Below are 14,847 nucleotides of genomic sequence, written 5' to 3'. Positions count from 1 at the left end.
ATCCGCTTCGCGATCTGGGACCAGATCACCGGCAGCACCGGCCTGCCAGCGGGGGCCTGAGACCAGCCCCGCCGATCCCCACGACACCCTGACATACCGTCAAGCGATCACATCCTCGCCAACGTGACAACGCCCATCCTTGTCTTCGAGACGATGACAGAGCCCCGGCACGCACCGACTGGTCGATGGATCAGTGCGTGCCGGAAAGTCGGTGGGGGCGGGTCAGGCCGGCTTCAAGTTCTTGAAGTAGAGCGTGACGTTAGGGCCGGACCCGACGCTCGAACCCGGGTAGGGCACGTAGTCGGGACGGTCCTCCGGCTTCGGGACCCCCGTCCACTTGCGGCCGGACATGGAGACGTACTGACCGCCCTGGTTGTAGGTGATGTACGGCACCTCGTCGACGACGATCTTCTGGATCTGCTGGACCTTCGACACGACCTCGTCCTGGTCGACCGAGGCCGCGATCTCGTCGAGCAGACGGCTCACCTCGTCGTTGCCGTAGCGACTGAGGTTTGCACTCGCCTTCTCACCGATCGGCACGATGTCCCTCTTGTTCAGGGACTTGTAGAAGTCGCCGGCGAGGTTCTCGCTCGGGCCGAAATTCATCGCGATCGTGTACTCGCCCTTCTGGAGCTGCTCGTAGTGCTGCGCGTCCGGGATGCGCTGCACCTGGAGGTCGAGACCAAGGACGTCCTTGACCTGGCCCTTGAGCCCATCGCAGAAGATGCCCCAGTTCGCGTACTCCGTCACAGCCTTGATCGTGAGGGCGTAGCTCTTGCCGTCCTTGACGAGCTTGCCGCCCTCCACGGTCCAGCCACCGGCCTTGAGCTCAGCCTTGGCGGCTGCAGCGTCCTGGGCGACGGTCCTGCCGCGGAACTCGGGGGCGATGACGTCACCCCACACGAGCTCGGACATCCCGGTCACGTTCGCCAGCGGCGTGCCTATGTCCGCGAGCGACAGCATCTTCTTGAAGTCGAACGCCTTTGCGAGCGCACGGCGTGCGTGCACGTCGTTGAACGGCGCCACCGCGCAGTTGAACTGGATCGCGGTGCCACCCCCGGTGGGAAAGACCCGGTAGACGTTGTTGTCCGCGTTCTCAAGCGTCGTCGCCGCGTCCGGCCACGCCATCGTCGCGGCATCGACCTTGCCCTGACGGATCAGGGCCTTGCCGGAGTCCTCGTTGCCGTAGACCGCCCACTTGACCTGCTTCACTTGGCCGAGGCCGCCGCCCCAGTAGTCCTTGCGGACGTCGAGCGTGACCTGCTGGGGGGAGAACGCCGAGATGACGAAGGGGCCCGTGCCGACCGGCTTGGGATTCGTCCACGTCTCGAGCTTCTCGGAGCCGAATATGTGGGCCGGGAGGATCGAGGCCAGGCCCGCAGCGACCAGGTTCCCCAGGCTGCCCTTGGCGAAGACGACCTCGACGGTGTTCTCGTCGACCGCCTTGGCACTCTTGACCCCGAGGTCAGTGACGACGAGGGACGTGCCCTTGAAGCGCGTTGCCGCCGTGAGCGTGAAGACGACGTCATCGGCGACAAGCTTCTTACCGTCGGACCAGGTCACGTCCTTGCGCAGGTGGAAGGTGATCGTCGTGGCGTCCGGGCTGATATCCCATTTCTCGGCGAGCCACGGCCTCGGCTCGTTGCCGTGGAACCGGTCCAGCCGGAGCAGCGGCTCGTAGAAGTAGGCCGTTCCGGCGCCGGTGTTCTCCGCAGGGCTGAACGGGTTCCAGTTCGCGTAGAGCTGGGTGATCGGCCCAGTGAAGTTCACGGTGACGACGCCGTCGCTGGCGCCGGCCTCCGCGGACGAGCCCTTCCCCTTCGTCGAGGTGCGCTCGGTGCTGCACGCACTCACGAAGACGAGGGCCCCGAGCGAGGCTCCGAGGAAGGCTCTCCGGGTGGGCTGCGAGGTGGTGGGTGACATGGTGGTCCTCCGGGGACGGGTGATGGTCGGTCTCGGCGAGGGCTGCCGACTGCAGGTGTGGACCCTCGGCAAGGGTCAGGGGCGCTGGGGTGCGGGGGATGCTGACCTGTTTGAGGCGTATGCCGGATCGAGGAGCCAGCACCGGGCCCACTGGGCTGAGGCTTCGCCCTGGCTGTCCGGCGAGACCTGCGCACCAGGCTCTGTCGCGGACAGCTCCGGTGGCGGGGAGGTGCGACAAACCTCCATGGCGACCGGGCACCGGGGATGGAAGCGGCAGCCTGTGGGTGGGTCGGTGAGGTCCGGCGGCTCCCCAAGGTCCTCGACGTCGAAGAGGGCCTCGCGGCCGAGCCCCTCGGCGCGGTCCGGGTCGGGCGAGGAGTTGAGGAGCAGCTGCGTGTAGGGGTGGGCCGGTGCCTGGATCACGTCCTCCGTGGGACCGGCCTCGACGACCTGGCCGGCGTACATGACGACCACGCGGTCAGCGATGTAGCGAGCGGAGGCGATGTCGTGCGTGATGTAGAGGAGAGCGAGGCCCTCCTCGTCGCGCAACCGGCCGAGGAGGTTGAGGACGTTGAGCCGGATCGAGACGTCGAGCATCGAGATCGGCTCATCTCCGAGCATGACCTCGGGTCCGACCGCGAGAGCGCGCGCGATGACGATACGCTGACGCTGGCCTCCGGACAGCTCGTGCGGGAACTTGTCGATGAAGTCACGGGCAGGCTTGAGGTTGACGCGCTCGAGCAGCTTGAGGACTGCGTCCTCGGCCTCCTTCATCCCCCGGGCTCGGCCGTGGATCTTCACAGCCCGGCCGAGGATGTGTCGGATGCTCTTGAGCGAGTTGAGCGACGCGAACGGGTCCTGGAAGAGCAGCTGGACCTTGCCGTAGTAGTTCCGGGCCTGACGGCCGGTCACCGACGTCACCGCGGTGCCCTCGAGCTCGACGGTCCCGTCCGTCGGCGGGTAGTACAGCGAGAGCATCTTGGCCAGGGTCGTCTTGCCCGAGCCGGACTCGCCGACGAGCGCGACGACCGAGCCCTTGCGCAGGCTGAGGGACACATCGTCGACGGCGCGGACGACACCGCGTCCCGGGCCCCGGCCGACGGGGAAGTGCTTGGTCAGCCGGACGGCGCGCAGCGTCGGCGCCGCGGGCGTCTCGCTCGTGTCTGGTACGGCGGTCATGCGGGGACCTCCTTGGTTACGGCATGCGCGCTCTCGCCCGCGGGGGCGGAACCACCCCGCTGGAAGCACGCGACGATGCGCTCACCGACCGGCAGGAGCTTTGGTACGGCCGAGTCGCACTCGGGTCCGGCCTCGGGGCAACGCGGCGCGAAGGGGCAGCCGGGCGGCGGGTTGTGGGGATCCGGTGGCGATCCCGGGAGCCCCTCCATCCGGCGGACAGGCGCGTGGAGTGGCGGGAAGGAGTCCCGCAGGGCACGCGTGTAGGGGTGTTCGGGGGCTGCGCACAGCTCGCGCGCCGTGCCCACCTCGACGAGGCGACCGGCGTACATGATGGCGATGCGGTCGGCGACCTCGAGCAGGAGCGAGAGATCATGGGTCACGAAGATCACCGCGAAGCCTTGGCGCTGCTGGAGGCGGAGTATCCGGGTCAGGATCGCGCGCTGCATGACGACGTCGACCGCTGTCGTCGGTTCGTCCATGACGACGACGTCCGGGTCGCACGCGAGTGCGAGGGCGATGAGCGAGCGCTGCCGCATGCCACCGGACATCTCGTGCGGGTACGCGTCGACCCGGTCGCCCGCGATGCCCACCAACTCGAGGAGCTCGCGGGCCCGCTCCCGGGCTGCCGCCTTCGACATCTTCGGGTCGTGCGCCCGAAGGACGTCGACGAACTGGGCGCCGAGCCGGGTCACTGGGTTGAGGCAGTCCATCGCGCTCTGCATGACGATCGACAGCTCGGACCAGCGCAGCATCCGCACACCGTCCTCGGACAGGCCGACGAGGTCGACCGGCTCCGCGTCGGGACGGTGGAGGAGGATCTGGCCGCCGGCCGTGACCGCCGGAGCACGCTGGAGGCGCATGAGGGCGGTCACGAGGGTTGACTTGCCGGACCCGGACTCACCGGCGAGGCCGAGGATCTCGCCCCGGTGGAGTTGGAGGTCGACGGAGTGGACGGCACGGACGGCGCCTCGCCTGGTCAGGTAGTCGACCGAGAGGTCACGGACCTCGAGCAGCAGTTCACCGGTCTTCATATCGTCTCCGCCTTCCGGTTGGCCGCGGCTCTCGTGACACGAGCACGGTGCCGCTTCTGGTGCGCCTCGAAGCGACGGACGACCGAGCGGTTGGCCGTGCGCAGCCGTGGGTTGCTCACCTCGTCGAGGCCGAAGTTGACCATCGCCGTAGCGGTGCCGACGAGGGCGATGCAGAGGCCGGGCGCGGCGAACCACCACCACATCCCGTAGGTCAGGGCACCCGCGGCCTGGGCGTTGCTGATCATGGTTCCCCACGAGATCGCGCCCTGGGTCGAGACGCCGAGGAAGTTCAGGCCGGCCTCGGCGAAGATGCCGGCGACGGTCGCTCGGAGGAACATCGCCGACAGGATGCCGCTCAGGTGCGGGAGGACCTCGGAGAGGAGCAGTCGCCACGTCGGCTCGCCGAGCATCCGGCTCGCGACGGCGAATTCGCGAGAGCGGAGGGACAGGGTCTGGCTGCGGAGGTAACGGGCACCGCCGGGCCACTCGAAGACGCCGATGAGCACGGCCATCGAGGCGAGGCCGATCGCCGCCGTCTGGGCGCCCCCCTGCGAGCTGATGTAGCCGGCGACGATGAGCGTAAGCGCGAAGGACGGCAGCGTGAGGAAGAGGTTGGTGAAGGCGTTGAGTCCCTGGTCCACGTACCCCCCCATGAAGCCGCCCGTGATCCCGACCAGCCCGGCGAGCACTGTCGCGATGATCGCGGACACGAGCCCGACGATGATCGAGCCGCGGGCGCCGCTGATCGTCTGGGCGAGGACGTCCTGGCCACTGCTGTTCGTGCCGAGCGGGTGACCTCCGACGAAGGGGCCGGTCCGCAGGTGGTTGTAGTCGACCTCGAACGGGCCGTGCCCGAGAAGCGCGCTGATCTGATCACCGAGGATCGCGACGAGGACGAAGGCGAGCAGAATCGCCAGTCCAATGCGGACCCGTCGATTGCTCAGGAATCCTTGGAACATCAGCGGTTCTCCCTCGTCCGCGGGTCGAGCAGTCCGTAAGTCAGGTCGGCGACGAGGTTCGCGGCGATCGTGATGAACGTGAGCATGAGCAGGATGGTCTGCATCAGCGGGAAGTCGTGCCGCAGGATCGACTGCTGCAGGAGCAGCCCCATGCCGGGGTAGGTGAAGACGACTTCGACGAGAATCGCGCCGCCGATGACTCCTCCGATGGCGAGCGCGAGTCCGGTGACATTCGGGAGCAGGGCGTTGCGGGCGGCGTACGCCAGGAGCACGCGGCGTTTCGACAGACCCTTGGCGCGGGCGAGGAGCACGTAGTCCTCGGTGACCGTCGTGATCATGACGTTGCGCATGGAGAAGAGCCAGCCGTTGAAGCCGAGGAATACGAGTGTCAGGGCGGGCAGGGCGCCGTACTTGAGGACGCTCAGGAGGAACCAGACGTTGTTGAGCTGAAACGGGACCTCGGGGTCGTAGGCGCCAGCGATCGGCAGCCACTCGAGCTTGAAGGCGAAGAGCCACAGCGAGAACAGCGCGATCCAGAAGGCAGGGAGCGCGTGGGCGAAGGTCGTGAGCGGCGCGAAGATCGAGTCGAAGCGGCTCCCCGGGTGGAAACCCATGAACGCCCCGAGGAACGTGCCGAGCAGCCAGGCCGCAAGGGTCGTCGTGCCGATGAGGAGCAGGGTCCACGGCATCGCCTGGAAAACCATGGTCGAGACAGGGGTCGGGTAGTTGGCGACGGAGACGCCGAAGTCGAGGTGGAACAGTCCGTTCCAATAGTCGAGGTACTGCCCGAGAAGGCCCTGCTGCGGATTGCCGTAGAAGTGCTGGATCGCCGTCACTTGTTCGGGCGTGGGCGCCGATCCGGTCTGGTACTGGATCTGGCGGAGGGCGGCTGCGCCGGGGTCGCCCGGCATGAACCGCGGAATCAGGAAGTTCAGGGTGACCGCGGCGATCGTCGTGCCGAGGGTGACGCCGAAGCGTCTCAGAAGGAACGCCGCAGGGCCCGCGGCGCGCAGTCCGGCCCGCTTGACGCGGGCCGGCGCCGAGCCGGTCGGCGGGGCGAGTGTCTGCATCATTGCACCTCCCAACAGCGGGTCCCTCTGGACCTAGCAATCGGAGGCTCGTCGTCAAAAGCGATCATGGACACTCTCTCTTCGCGCCCGCAGGCATGTGGACAGACTCCTCTAGGCGCTGCGCGACAGCTCGTGCCGTCGCACCGCGTGGTGGAGCGGGCGCCCCTGGGCGACGCGCGCGACCTCATCGACGACGAGAGCGCCCATGCGCCACAGCTCATAGCCGAGCGATCCGGCGACGTGGGGCGTGATGACGACGTTGTCGTGGTCCCACAGGGGCGAGTCGCCGGGGAGGACGGGCGGGTCGGTCACGTCGAGGACGGCGCGAAGGCGCCCGTCCAGGACCGCAGCTGTGAGCGCGTCGGTGTCGACGAGTGCACCGCGGGCCGTGTTGACCAGAGTCACGCCCGGTTGCATGACGGAGATCCGGCGAGCGTCGATCATGTGTCGGGTCTCGGGCAGGTCGGGGGCATGGAGTGAGACGACGTCGCTGGTCGCGCAGAGTTCGTCGAGGTCGACAAGGGTCGCGCCGAGCGCGGTGATCTGCGACGCCTCGACGTAGGGGTCGCTCACGACCACCTCGAGGTCGAAGGGACGCAGGAGCTCGGCGACCCGGCGTCCGGTCCGTGAGGCGCCGACCAGGCCGATCCGCTTGGCGTAGTTGCCGATCGTCGAGCCGTGCGCGTCGAGGTCGGGCCGGCGTCGCTCCCGGTGGAACCGTCGCAGTGTCGTCGGAACGCCTTTGTTCGCGAGGAGAATCATCGCGAGCGTGTACTCCGCGACCGGTACGGCGTTGGCGTCGGCTGCGGAGGCGACCTTGATGTCGCGGCGCCAGAACGACGGTGGCAGGTGGTGCTTGACGGAACCGGCAGCATGGAGCACCCAGCGCAAGCGGGGCATCGCGTCGAGGACCTCGTCGGTCAGCTCGGGGGTTCCCCAGCCGGTGATGAGCACCTCCACGTCGTCGCGCGCCCACGGCAGCAGCGGGTCCTCCGCCGCACCCGCGACGGGGCAGGCGCAGCGCTCGAGCCGAGCCAGGTCAGTCGCGGAGAACAGTTGATGGCGCAGGGCGGGTGACATGGCGAAGGCGACGACCGGACGTGCCGGCGTCGACATCGCCTCGGGGGATCGGCCGTCCGGGCCACGATCCGGTGCAGTTGAGCTCACGGTCCCTCCTCGGGGTGCCCGCGCAGTCAAGCCCGGAGGGCGGCGGTGTTCCCAGCCCTCACTGCCGAATCGCTCAAAATCGATCACTCAAGTGCGCGGTGGCGGCCCGCTCGACTCCCGGACGACGAGCCGCGGCACGAGCGAGAGCCGCTGCTTGACGGCATCCGGCCCCTGTGACAGGCGCCGGACCGCCGCCTCGATGGCCGAGCTGCCGATCTCTTCCTTCGCCGGCGCGATGGCGGTCAGCTTCGGCTCGCCGAGTCCGGCGATCTCGTCGTCGTAGGCGATGATCGACAGGTCTTCGGGAACCGTGAGCCCGTTCTCCGCTGCGATGCGCGCGAGGAGCATGGCGTCACCGTCGTTGTGGACGACGACCGCCCGAGTGTCCGTCCGCAGGCACGTGTCGAGCAGGGCCCGCAGGACGCGGGTGTTCTCGTCGGGATGAGACTCGACACGGGGGACGATGACCGGGGCCATGCCATGCTCGACTACCCCGGTGGCGACGGCTCGCTCGTACCCCTCGAGGAGCCACGGCGTCGGCGGTGAGCCCCGCTTGACCGAGAGCGCTGCTCGTCGGTGACCGAGGCAGGCGAGATGCTGCAGGGCGATGAGGGCCCCCGCGGCATGGTCGGTGCGGACGAACTCGCGCTCCGAGCCAGCCTCGAGGTGCCGCTCCACGAGGACGACCGGGACGCCGAGGTCGGGGACGTCCGGGGACGGGTCGAGTGGACCGGCCGCGACGGAGGTCGAGAAGAGGATCGCCTCGGCACCGAGCTCCACGAGCCGCTTGAACTGCTGCAGCTCGTCCTCCTGGCTGTAGTTCGAAACGGCGAGGACCAGACGTACGCCGAGCCGCGCCGCGGCGATCTCCGCCCCTCGGATGACCGGCGCGTAGTAGTAGTCAGAGGCCGGCACGACCATCCCGACCACCCCGCTCACGCCGGTCAGCTTGTGCCGTCCGGGGCCTTGGGCCGACGAGGCGAGCGCGGCGCCGCCGTGCACCCGGACGAGGAACCCTTCGCCGACGAGCACCGTGAGATCGCGACGCGCGGTTGCGACGGAGACCGAGAAGCGTTCGGCGATCTCGTCGACGCGGACGGCCCCCCGGAGTCGGACCAGGCGAAGGATGATGTCGCGGCGCTGGGCCGCAAGGCGTTCCGCCATGGATTCTCCTTCGGTGGGAACCGGGCGCCGCCAGCGCGCGTGAGCGGCTCTGCTCGGACCGTGGACGCAAGGATGGGACCGTACGACGATGCCGGGCATGTCCTCAAGCCCCATGTCACACGCCAAGTTGCGCCTCCCACCGCCCGACCTGTCGCTCAGCCCGTACACCGGGTACACGCGTGCGCACTGGATCGCCGTCGCGGACCAGCTCCTCGACCGGGTCCAGCGGTTCGCCTCTCCCATCGGGGCGCGGATCCCCCTGCCAGGGCGCGCCTCGGTATCGGGCGAGCAGTCCGACGCGCTCGAGGGCTTCGCTCGAACCTTCCTCCTCCTCGCGCTCCGGACCGCCACCGAGGGCGGCCGCGAGGACCTCCTCGCGAGATACGCCGAAGGGCTCGCCGCGGGCGTCGACCCCGCGAGTCCCGAGGCGTGGCCACGGATCACCGACCCGGTCCGGCAGACCCTCGTCGAGGCGGCCTCGATCGCAATCGCCCTCCACCTGACCCGCGCCCGTGTCTGGGACCGCCTGGCGGAGCGGACGCGCCAGCACACGACCGCGTGGCTTCAGGGAGCGTCCGGGCTCACGATCCCGGACAACAACTGGCACCTGTTCCGTGTCGTCGTCGGAGAGTTCCTCGCCTCGGTCGGCGCGGACCACGACCGGGGCGAGTTCGAGCGCGACCTCGAGCGCGTCGAGGAGTTCTGGGTCGGGGACGGGTGGTACAGCGACGGCCCGCTCGCGGCGTACGACCACTACTGCGGCTGGGCCATGCACACCTACCCGGTCCTCATCGACCTGATCACCGGGCCCCGCCCGTCCAGCCCGCGCGCGCAGGAGCGGCTGCGGCGGTATCTCGAGGACGAGGTGGGCCTCGTCGGGTCCGACGGGTCACCTCTCTTCCAGGGGCGCTCGCTGATCTACCGGGTCGCAGCGGCCGCGGCGCCGTGGGCGGGCGCCATCGCCGGCTGCAGCCCCCTGGCACCCGGCCAGACGCGACGCCTCGCGAGCGGCATGCTGCGCCACTTCGTGGACCAGGGCTTCCTCAGTGCCGACGGAGTGCCGACCCTCGGGTGGTACGGCGCATACCCGCCCATCGTCCAGAGCTACTCCGCGCCGGCCTCACCCTTCTGGCTGGCCAAGGGCTTCCTCGGCCTGCTCCTCCCCGCCGACCACCCGTGCTGGACCGCGCCGGAGGAGCCGCTCCCAGCCGAGCTGGCCGACGACGTCCGTGATCTGCGCGCGCCCGGCTGGACCGCCTCCGCGACCCGGGCCGACGGCCTGGTCCGGATCGCGAACCACGGCAGTGACGGCGTCCTCGGCCCGGCCTCGGTCGGCGACCCGCTCTACTCGCGCCTCGGGTACTCGACCGCGACGAGCCCGACCCCCGACGAGGCCATGACACCCGACAACCACGTCGGTCTCCTCGCCGACGACGGCCGCGTGTCCCGACGGGTGCGGATGCACCGTCTGGGCGAGCCGACAGACGGACGGATCTCGTCCTGGCACGAACCGGCCTGGCGCGACGCGGGGCCCGCCGGCGGCCGGATCACGACGGTGTCCCAGTGGGTCGGCGCGTGGGAGGTCCGAGTCCACGTCGTCGAGGGGGCACCCCCTGGCGCGGAGGTCCTCGAGAGCGGGTGGCAGGTGGCGGGCCGGTCCGCGCCGACAGAGATCGTCGACGCAAGAGGAGTTCGCGCACGCAGCGAACGGCTCACGTCCGCCTTCCTCCCGGTCACACCAGTCCTCAAGCGGGGCATCGCGAGCACGACCGGGACGAGCGCGTTCGGGCCGCATGCTGCGACGCCCTGGGTGCGGAGCCGGGTCGTCGGCGACCGGTCGGTCCACGTGAGTCTGGTCGGCCTGTTCGGGACCGACGCGTCGGTCAGCGAGGCGCCACCCGAGGTGCGCGTCGGCGAAGGCGCCGTCGTCGTCCGGACGGGCGCAGGAGACGAAATCGCGATCCCGATCCCGCCGGACGGTCCCGGGGCCCTGACCTGACGCCGCGGATCAGGCAACGCAGCCGGCGAGTGACCTACCCGCACTCGCAGAGCCACCGCCGTGGCTCTGCGAGTGCGGCCCTCGGCGACCCTGGGACGCCGGTGAGGGCGCGGCCTCAAGACCTGAAAAAGGACGTCGGGCCGGCCGTCCGGGACGAGGCCGGTGCGCTCATCGCCCCCGACGCCCGGGCCGGCGCCGCGCGCGGGCCGGACGAGCAGATCGGGGGGGTCGCACCGACACCCCGCCCCGCGTCCGGTCACTCCGGCGAGACCGTCAGGGCGTTGATCCGCCAGAAGCTGCCCGGAGTCGAGGACAGGGCCAGGTCCACCTCCCGCCCCGCGGTCCCCCCGTCCACCGCGAAGGTGAGCCAGCGGTACTCGTGGGCCGGCAGCGTGGCGTTGCGAGCGACCTCCGTGCCGTCGACGGTGACGATCGTCGGCGGCGTCGAGTAGTCGCCGTCGCCGACGAGGACATGGACCTCCTGTCGGCCGGCCGGCACCGTGATCCGGAGGGTCGCCGGGCTCGTCCCGCCGGTGAAGTCACGGCGCAGCGCGTCCTCTCCGGAGCCACGGTCCCGGAAGTCCGGCGCCGTGCCGACCCAGCCGAAGCCCCGGCTCGCGTCCCAGGCCGATGCCGGGCTGAGCCGCTGGTAGCCGTCGGCGACCGGGCTCGTCGTGCTGCCCGCGTCCAGCAGCAAGGAGCACTTCGACAGGTCGGCCCCGCAGTAGTCGACGCCGACCTGCTGCGTCGCTCCCGCCGTGTTCTCCGTCCCCCGGAACGTGTAGTCCGCGCTCGCCTCGAGGAGGTAGTTGCCGGGTTGCAGGTCCGCGGGGGGCGTGACCTGGTACGTTACGGAAACCGTAGATCGGGGCGCCACCTGCGCGACCGCTTTCGGGTCCGTCGTCGACACGGTCCAGCCGTCTGGGGCGGACAGCTTCATCTCGACAGGGCCGATCGCCTGCGACGTGCTGTTGGTGAACGTCGCCTTGAGGGGCGAGGTCACGCCTGCTTCGGCGGCGTACCGGCTCAGCTCGAGCTGCCCGACCGCCTGCCCGGGGCAGGTCGTCCCGGCCGGGGCCGGGCCGAGGTCGTCCACGGCGAGGTCGTCGATCACCACGTCACCGACCCCCGTGAGGGAGTTCATCGCGAGGAAGTATTCGCCGCAGCCGGTCCCGGTGCTGAACGTCTGGGCGAATGTGCGGTGCGGCGCCGGGTGCTGCGGCGGCAGCGAGTCGGTCCAGCCCGCCGGGCGCGGATCGGTCGCCGGCGGCGCGGAGTCGAGCGACCGCGTCGTCGTCTGGGCGAGGGGAACGCGAAGGGCCACGCCGTCCGGATTCTCCGTGCGCGCCTCGAACGCGTACGCCCCGGGACTGTCGCTCTGGTAGCTCGCTGTGACCCGGTACATCCGGTCCGGCTCGAGGCGGAGGGTCCCCTCCCAGGTGCGGTAGGTCAGCCCCGGTCCCGCCGGCCGCTGCTTGAGCGAGTACTTGCCGTTGATCGTGTCCCGCGTGTATCCCTCGTGGTTCTGCGAGGGATGGGTCCGGGCGATGCTTTTTGCCGTCGGGATGAACGGGCCCCACCCGGGGCCGACGTGCTCGAAGTCCTCGAAGAAGGCGTGGTTCCCCGGGCTGCTCGTCGCCGTGTGGGGCATGACGCGGACGTCTGTGAACGTGACTGCGGCGGCGTCGGTGTCACGGGCTCCGACGAGGTGGAGAACGGCACTGCTGCGTCCCTGCGGAACAGTGAACGGAACGGTCAGCCGCTGGACGCGCTGCCCCTGGAAGGAGCTGACCTCGTCACCGTTGACCGGCGGTGGGCCTTGGATCGTCTTCTCGGCCGCCTGGTCACCGAAGCCGTCGATGCGAAGGCTTGCGCGTCTGTCACCCGTCGTGCCGACCCAGGCGGAGGCGAGGTATGTCCGGCCGGGGACCAGCCCGGAGACCTCCTGGCTCACCTCACCGCCCTTGCCGCCGATGCTCGCGTGGTTCCAGCCACGGGCGTCCGTCGCCGACGTGACAGCGCCGGCCTTGTCCCAGCCGTGGAGTCCCGCCGAGAACTGGTTGTTCACCACGCGTCCCCCCTCGCCGAAGCCGACGGACTGGGCCGTCGCCTGCGGGCGGGTCGGGGCGTCGACCGGTACGAGGACGTACGGCGTCCGTGCCTTCGCCGGAACGGCCACGGCCCCGTTCGTGATCGGCAGCGTGCCGACCTGCACCCGGCCCCGGTCGGTCAGCCGGTAGAGCTTGGCCTGCGACTGACCGGCCCACGCCGCCGGCACCTGCCACTTCGTCGTGCCACCGTCCGGGTTCCAGTGGTAGATCTTCTCCTCGGTCGTCGGGTTCCACGGAAGGAAGATCTTCGAGCCGTCCATGACAAGGCGGCCGTCGTGGCGGATCTGCCGGCGCCCCTCCGGCCCCCGCGTCACGCTGGTCGCACCCGTGAGGTCGACCCGGTCGTCGGTCATCCGCATGACGTCGAAGGACTGGAGGTACTTCGTCGGCAGGTTCTGGGTGAAGGTCTCCTCGAGGAAGTCCGTCCAGTCGTGGCCACCGTGCCACCCACCGACCCCGTGCTCGTTCGCGGCACCCATGAGCAGGGCGTTCTTGCGAACCCACGCGTCCCGGTTCGCGTTGTCGATGAACCGGATGATGTTGCTGTTGATCCCGACGTTCTCGAACTCCGCCGAGCGGTGGTACCACACCGCGCTCGGCCAGAGGTACCCCTCGAACTCGGTGTACAGATCCCACCCGAGGCCGTTGATCGTCGACGCGACGGTGTGCGCCGGCCACCCGTGTCCGAAGTAGGCGTCGACGTACACCCAGGACAGGTCCGGAACGTCGTCCTTGAGCGCCGCGATGCGCTTCTGGAACAGGTGCTGCTGGGTGTCGTGGTTGTAGTCGATCCGGTAGGTGCAGTCACGCCCGCACCAGATCTGCTGGAGCGGTGTCGCCGCGTTGTCCCATCGGAAGTGGTCCGCGTCCGGGTGCTGTTCCGCGGCGTTGATGTGCACGCCGATCCGTGCGTTGAACTCCTTGGCCTTGGCGACGAGATGCTTCAGGTCGGCCAGTCCGCCGGCGAGCTCGTTGTAGTGGCCGGCGTAGTCCGGGTGACCGGAGTCGTGACCCTGGTCCTGGTATCCCTTGAGCTCGATCGACTGACCGAGCCCGTCGGTGTACAAGTAGGTCCGCTTGATGTCGTTCAGTGAGTCGACGAACGGGTTCTCGACCTGGTTGGCGATGTTCCACTGGATGTCACTGACGACGTTCTCGCGAACGCGGTCGGCTCCCTTGGGCTTCGGGGCCGCCGCACGGTAGGCGATCGCGCCGTCCTGCCAGTCGACGCGCCCGTCGTCATTGGCATCCGGGGAGATGACGACCTTGGCGGCGGGATGGACGGCCACGTCTCCGTCGAGTCCGCGATAGGTCCACGCGGCACTCCAGAGTCCGGTCTGCTTGACCCCGTCGACCGAAGTGGTCTGGGTGTTCAATACCTCCTTGTCCCCGATGGCGTTGGACCAGACGCCCGCTGCGAGCCGGTCGGTATTGACGAAGGCGACCGTCGTGGCCTTCGGGCTGCTGTCGACGGGGAGGTCCGTGACGCTGGCGTAGACGTCGGTGAGTTTGTGGTCGTTGTAGGAGCCGTCGAGCGGGAGCGGAGCGCTCGACAGGCGCGCCCCAGGCTGATCCGCGTCGACCGAGACCAGGCTCTGACCGGGGATCCCGATCGTCCGGACCTTCGTGCTGCTCGACTCGGTGATGTCCACGAGCGCGAGGTCCAGGACGTTGCCCGTGATGGTGAACCGCGCCGTGAACCGGACCCCTACCGGGTCGACGTGCACGGTGTACTCGACCCGGTCCGGACGGGTCGACTCCCTGGTCACGGACGGTGCGTACGTCGACCCGTTGATCATGATCTGCCCGGCCCGTCCGTCCGTCCCGCCGAGCACGGCGCCGTCCGCGGCATAGCTGCGCACCCGGGGGAACGACGGGTCGAGGCGCACGGTCACCCGTGAAGACGAGATCACGACGTCGTCGGATGTGGGTGCGGTTTCAGCTGAGGCCGACGGGGGGCCGACGACGCCCACGATCACGCCCAGGCCGATGAGGGCGGCCAGCACTCGCAGGAACCTCACGTTGTCTCCTTCTGCCGCAGCCCACACCGCTGTGGGCCGTCAGGGGAGACAGCATGGGAGCAATCCGGAGCGGGGTAGCCAAACCGATCAGAAACAATCAGAGCGGTGTTATCACGTTGGCTGATGGAGGTGGGATGATCTCGTGGTTGATCGTTCCGGGAGGGGTTCGTTCGTGCCGTCGACGCCGCCGTCCTACAAGGGCCACCACTACCCGGCGGAGGTC

Annotated in this window: 9 protein-coding genes; 1 reads left to right on the top strand and 8 read right to left on the bottom strand. The window is 69.4% G+C overall.

The genetic code is table 11. The features are described from left to right. Positions 1-222: 222 nt before the first annotated feature. The 7 genes from ACZ7L9_RS37665 to ACZ7L9_RS37635 all read right to left on the bottom strand — a co-directional run bounded on the left by ACZ7L9_RS37665 (position 223) and on the right by ACZ7L9_RS37635 (position 8,493). Positions 223-1,923: an ABC transporter substrate-binding protein gene (locus tag ACZ7L9_RS37665; RefSeq protein ID WP_471422027.1), complete on the bottom strand. Its 1,701-nt coding sequence runs from the start codon at positions 1,921-1,923 to the stop codon at positions 223-225. 75 nt (positions 1,924-1,998) lie between these two features. After that, complete coding sequence (locus ACZ7L9_RS37660) at positions 1,999-3,102, bottom strand: ABC transporter ATP-binding protein (RefSeq protein WP_471422026.1); 1,104 nt, start codon at positions 3,100-3,102, stop codon at positions 1,999-2,001. Next, positions 3,099-4,133, bottom strand: coding sequence for an ABC transporter ATP-binding protein (locus ACZ7L9_RS37655; RefSeq protein WP_471422025.1), 1,035 nt, complete (start codon positions 4,131-4,133; stop codon positions 3,099-3,101). The genes ACZ7L9_RS37660 and ACZ7L9_RS37655 overlap by 4 nt, the downstream gene beginning before the upstream one ends. Next, on the bottom strand, positions 4,130-5,092 hold the full coding sequence (locus tag ACZ7L9_RS37650) for an ABC transporter permease (RefSeq protein ID WP_471422024.1): 963 nt from the start codon (positions 5,090-5,092) through the stop codon (positions 4,130-4,132). The genes ACZ7L9_RS37655 and ACZ7L9_RS37650 overlap by 4 nt, the downstream gene beginning before the upstream one ends. After that, positions 5,092-6,165 carry an ABC transporter permease gene (locus ACZ7L9_RS37645; protein WP_471422023.1) on the bottom strand — a complete coding sequence of 358 codons (1,074 nt, stop codon included), beginning with the start codon at positions 6,163-6,165 and terminating at the stop codon, positions 5,092-5,094. The genes ACZ7L9_RS37650 and ACZ7L9_RS37645 overlap by 1 nt, the downstream gene beginning before the upstream one ends. A 108-nt stretch (positions 6,166-6,273) precedes the next feature. Continuing rightward, complete coding sequence (locus ACZ7L9_RS37640; protein ID WP_471422028.1) at positions 6,274-7,278, bottom strand: hydroxyacid dehydrogenase; 1,005 nt, start codon at positions 7,276-7,278, stop codon at positions 6,274-6,276. A gap of 138 nt (positions 7,279-7,416) precedes the next feature. Continuing rightward, positions 7,417-8,493, bottom strand: a complete 1,077-nt coding sequence (locus ACZ7L9_RS37635; protein ID WP_471422022.1) for a LacI family DNA-binding transcriptional regulator — start codon at positions 8,491-8,493, stop codon at positions 7,417-7,419. A gap of 97 nt (positions 8,494-8,590) precedes the next feature. Here ACZ7L9_RS37635 and ACZ7L9_RS37630 point away from each other — a divergent pair, with 97 nt between their 5' ends. Next, positions 8,591-10,492 (top strand): DUF2264 domain-containing protein, encoded by a 1,902-nt coding sequence (locus ACZ7L9_RS37630; RefSeq protein WP_471422021.1) that lies wholly within the window; start codon positions 8,591-8,593, stop codon positions 10,490-10,492. Between the two features lie 256 nt (positions 10,493-10,748). On the opposite strand, the gene ACZ7L9_RS37625 is transcribed toward ACZ7L9_RS37630, so the two are convergent. Further along, positions 10,749-14,624 (bottom strand): endo-alpha-N-acetylgalactosaminidase family protein, encoded by a 3,876-nt coding sequence (locus ACZ7L9_RS37625; protein WP_471422020.1) that lies wholly within the window; start codon positions 14,622-14,624, stop codon positions 10,749-10,751. Positions 14,625-14,847 lie beyond the last annotated feature (223 nt).

The sequence above is a fragment of the Streptomyces sp. NPDC111516 genome (assembly GCF_055635345.1).
The sequence above is the reverse complement of the archived record's forward strand: the minus strand, read 5'-3'. Positions and strand labels throughout refer to the sequence as shown.

What these genes read in the sequence shown, in the direction of transcription:
- ACZ7L9_RS37665 (WP_471422027.1), bottom strand. Translation starts at nt 1,923, where the DNA reads ATGTCACCCACCACCTCGCAGCCCACCCGGAGAGCCTTCCTCGGAGCC.
- ACZ7L9_RS37660 (WP_471422026.1), bottom strand. Translation starts at nt 3,102, where the DNA reads ATGACCGCCGTACCAGACACGAGCGAGACGCCCGCGGCGCCGACGCTG.
- ACZ7L9_RS37655 (WP_471422025.1), bottom strand. Translation starts at nt 4,133, where the DNA reads ATGAAGACCGGTGAACTGCTGCTCGAGGTCCGTGACCTCTCGGTCGAC.
- ACZ7L9_RS37650 (WP_471422024.1), bottom strand. Translation starts at nt 5,092, where the DNA reads ATGTTCCAAGGATTCCTGAGCAATCGACGGGTCCGCATTGGACTGGCG.
- ACZ7L9_RS37645 (WP_471422023.1), bottom strand. Translation starts at nt 6,165, where the DNA reads ATGATGCAGACACTCGCCCCGCCGACCGGCTCGGCGCCGGCCCGCGTC.
- ACZ7L9_RS37640 (WP_471422028.1), bottom strand. Translation starts at nt 7,278, where the DNA reads ATGTCGACGCCGGCACGTCCGGTCGTCGCCTTCGCCATGTCACCCGCC.
- ACZ7L9_RS37635 (WP_471422022.1), bottom strand. Translation starts at nt 8,493, where the DNA reads ATGGCGGAACGCCTTGCGGCCCAGCGCCGCGACATCATCCTTCGCCTG.
- ACZ7L9_RS37630 (WP_471422021.1), top strand. Translation starts at nt 8,591, where the DNA reads ATGTCCTCAAGCCCCATGTCACACGCCAAGTTGCGCCTCCCACCGCCC.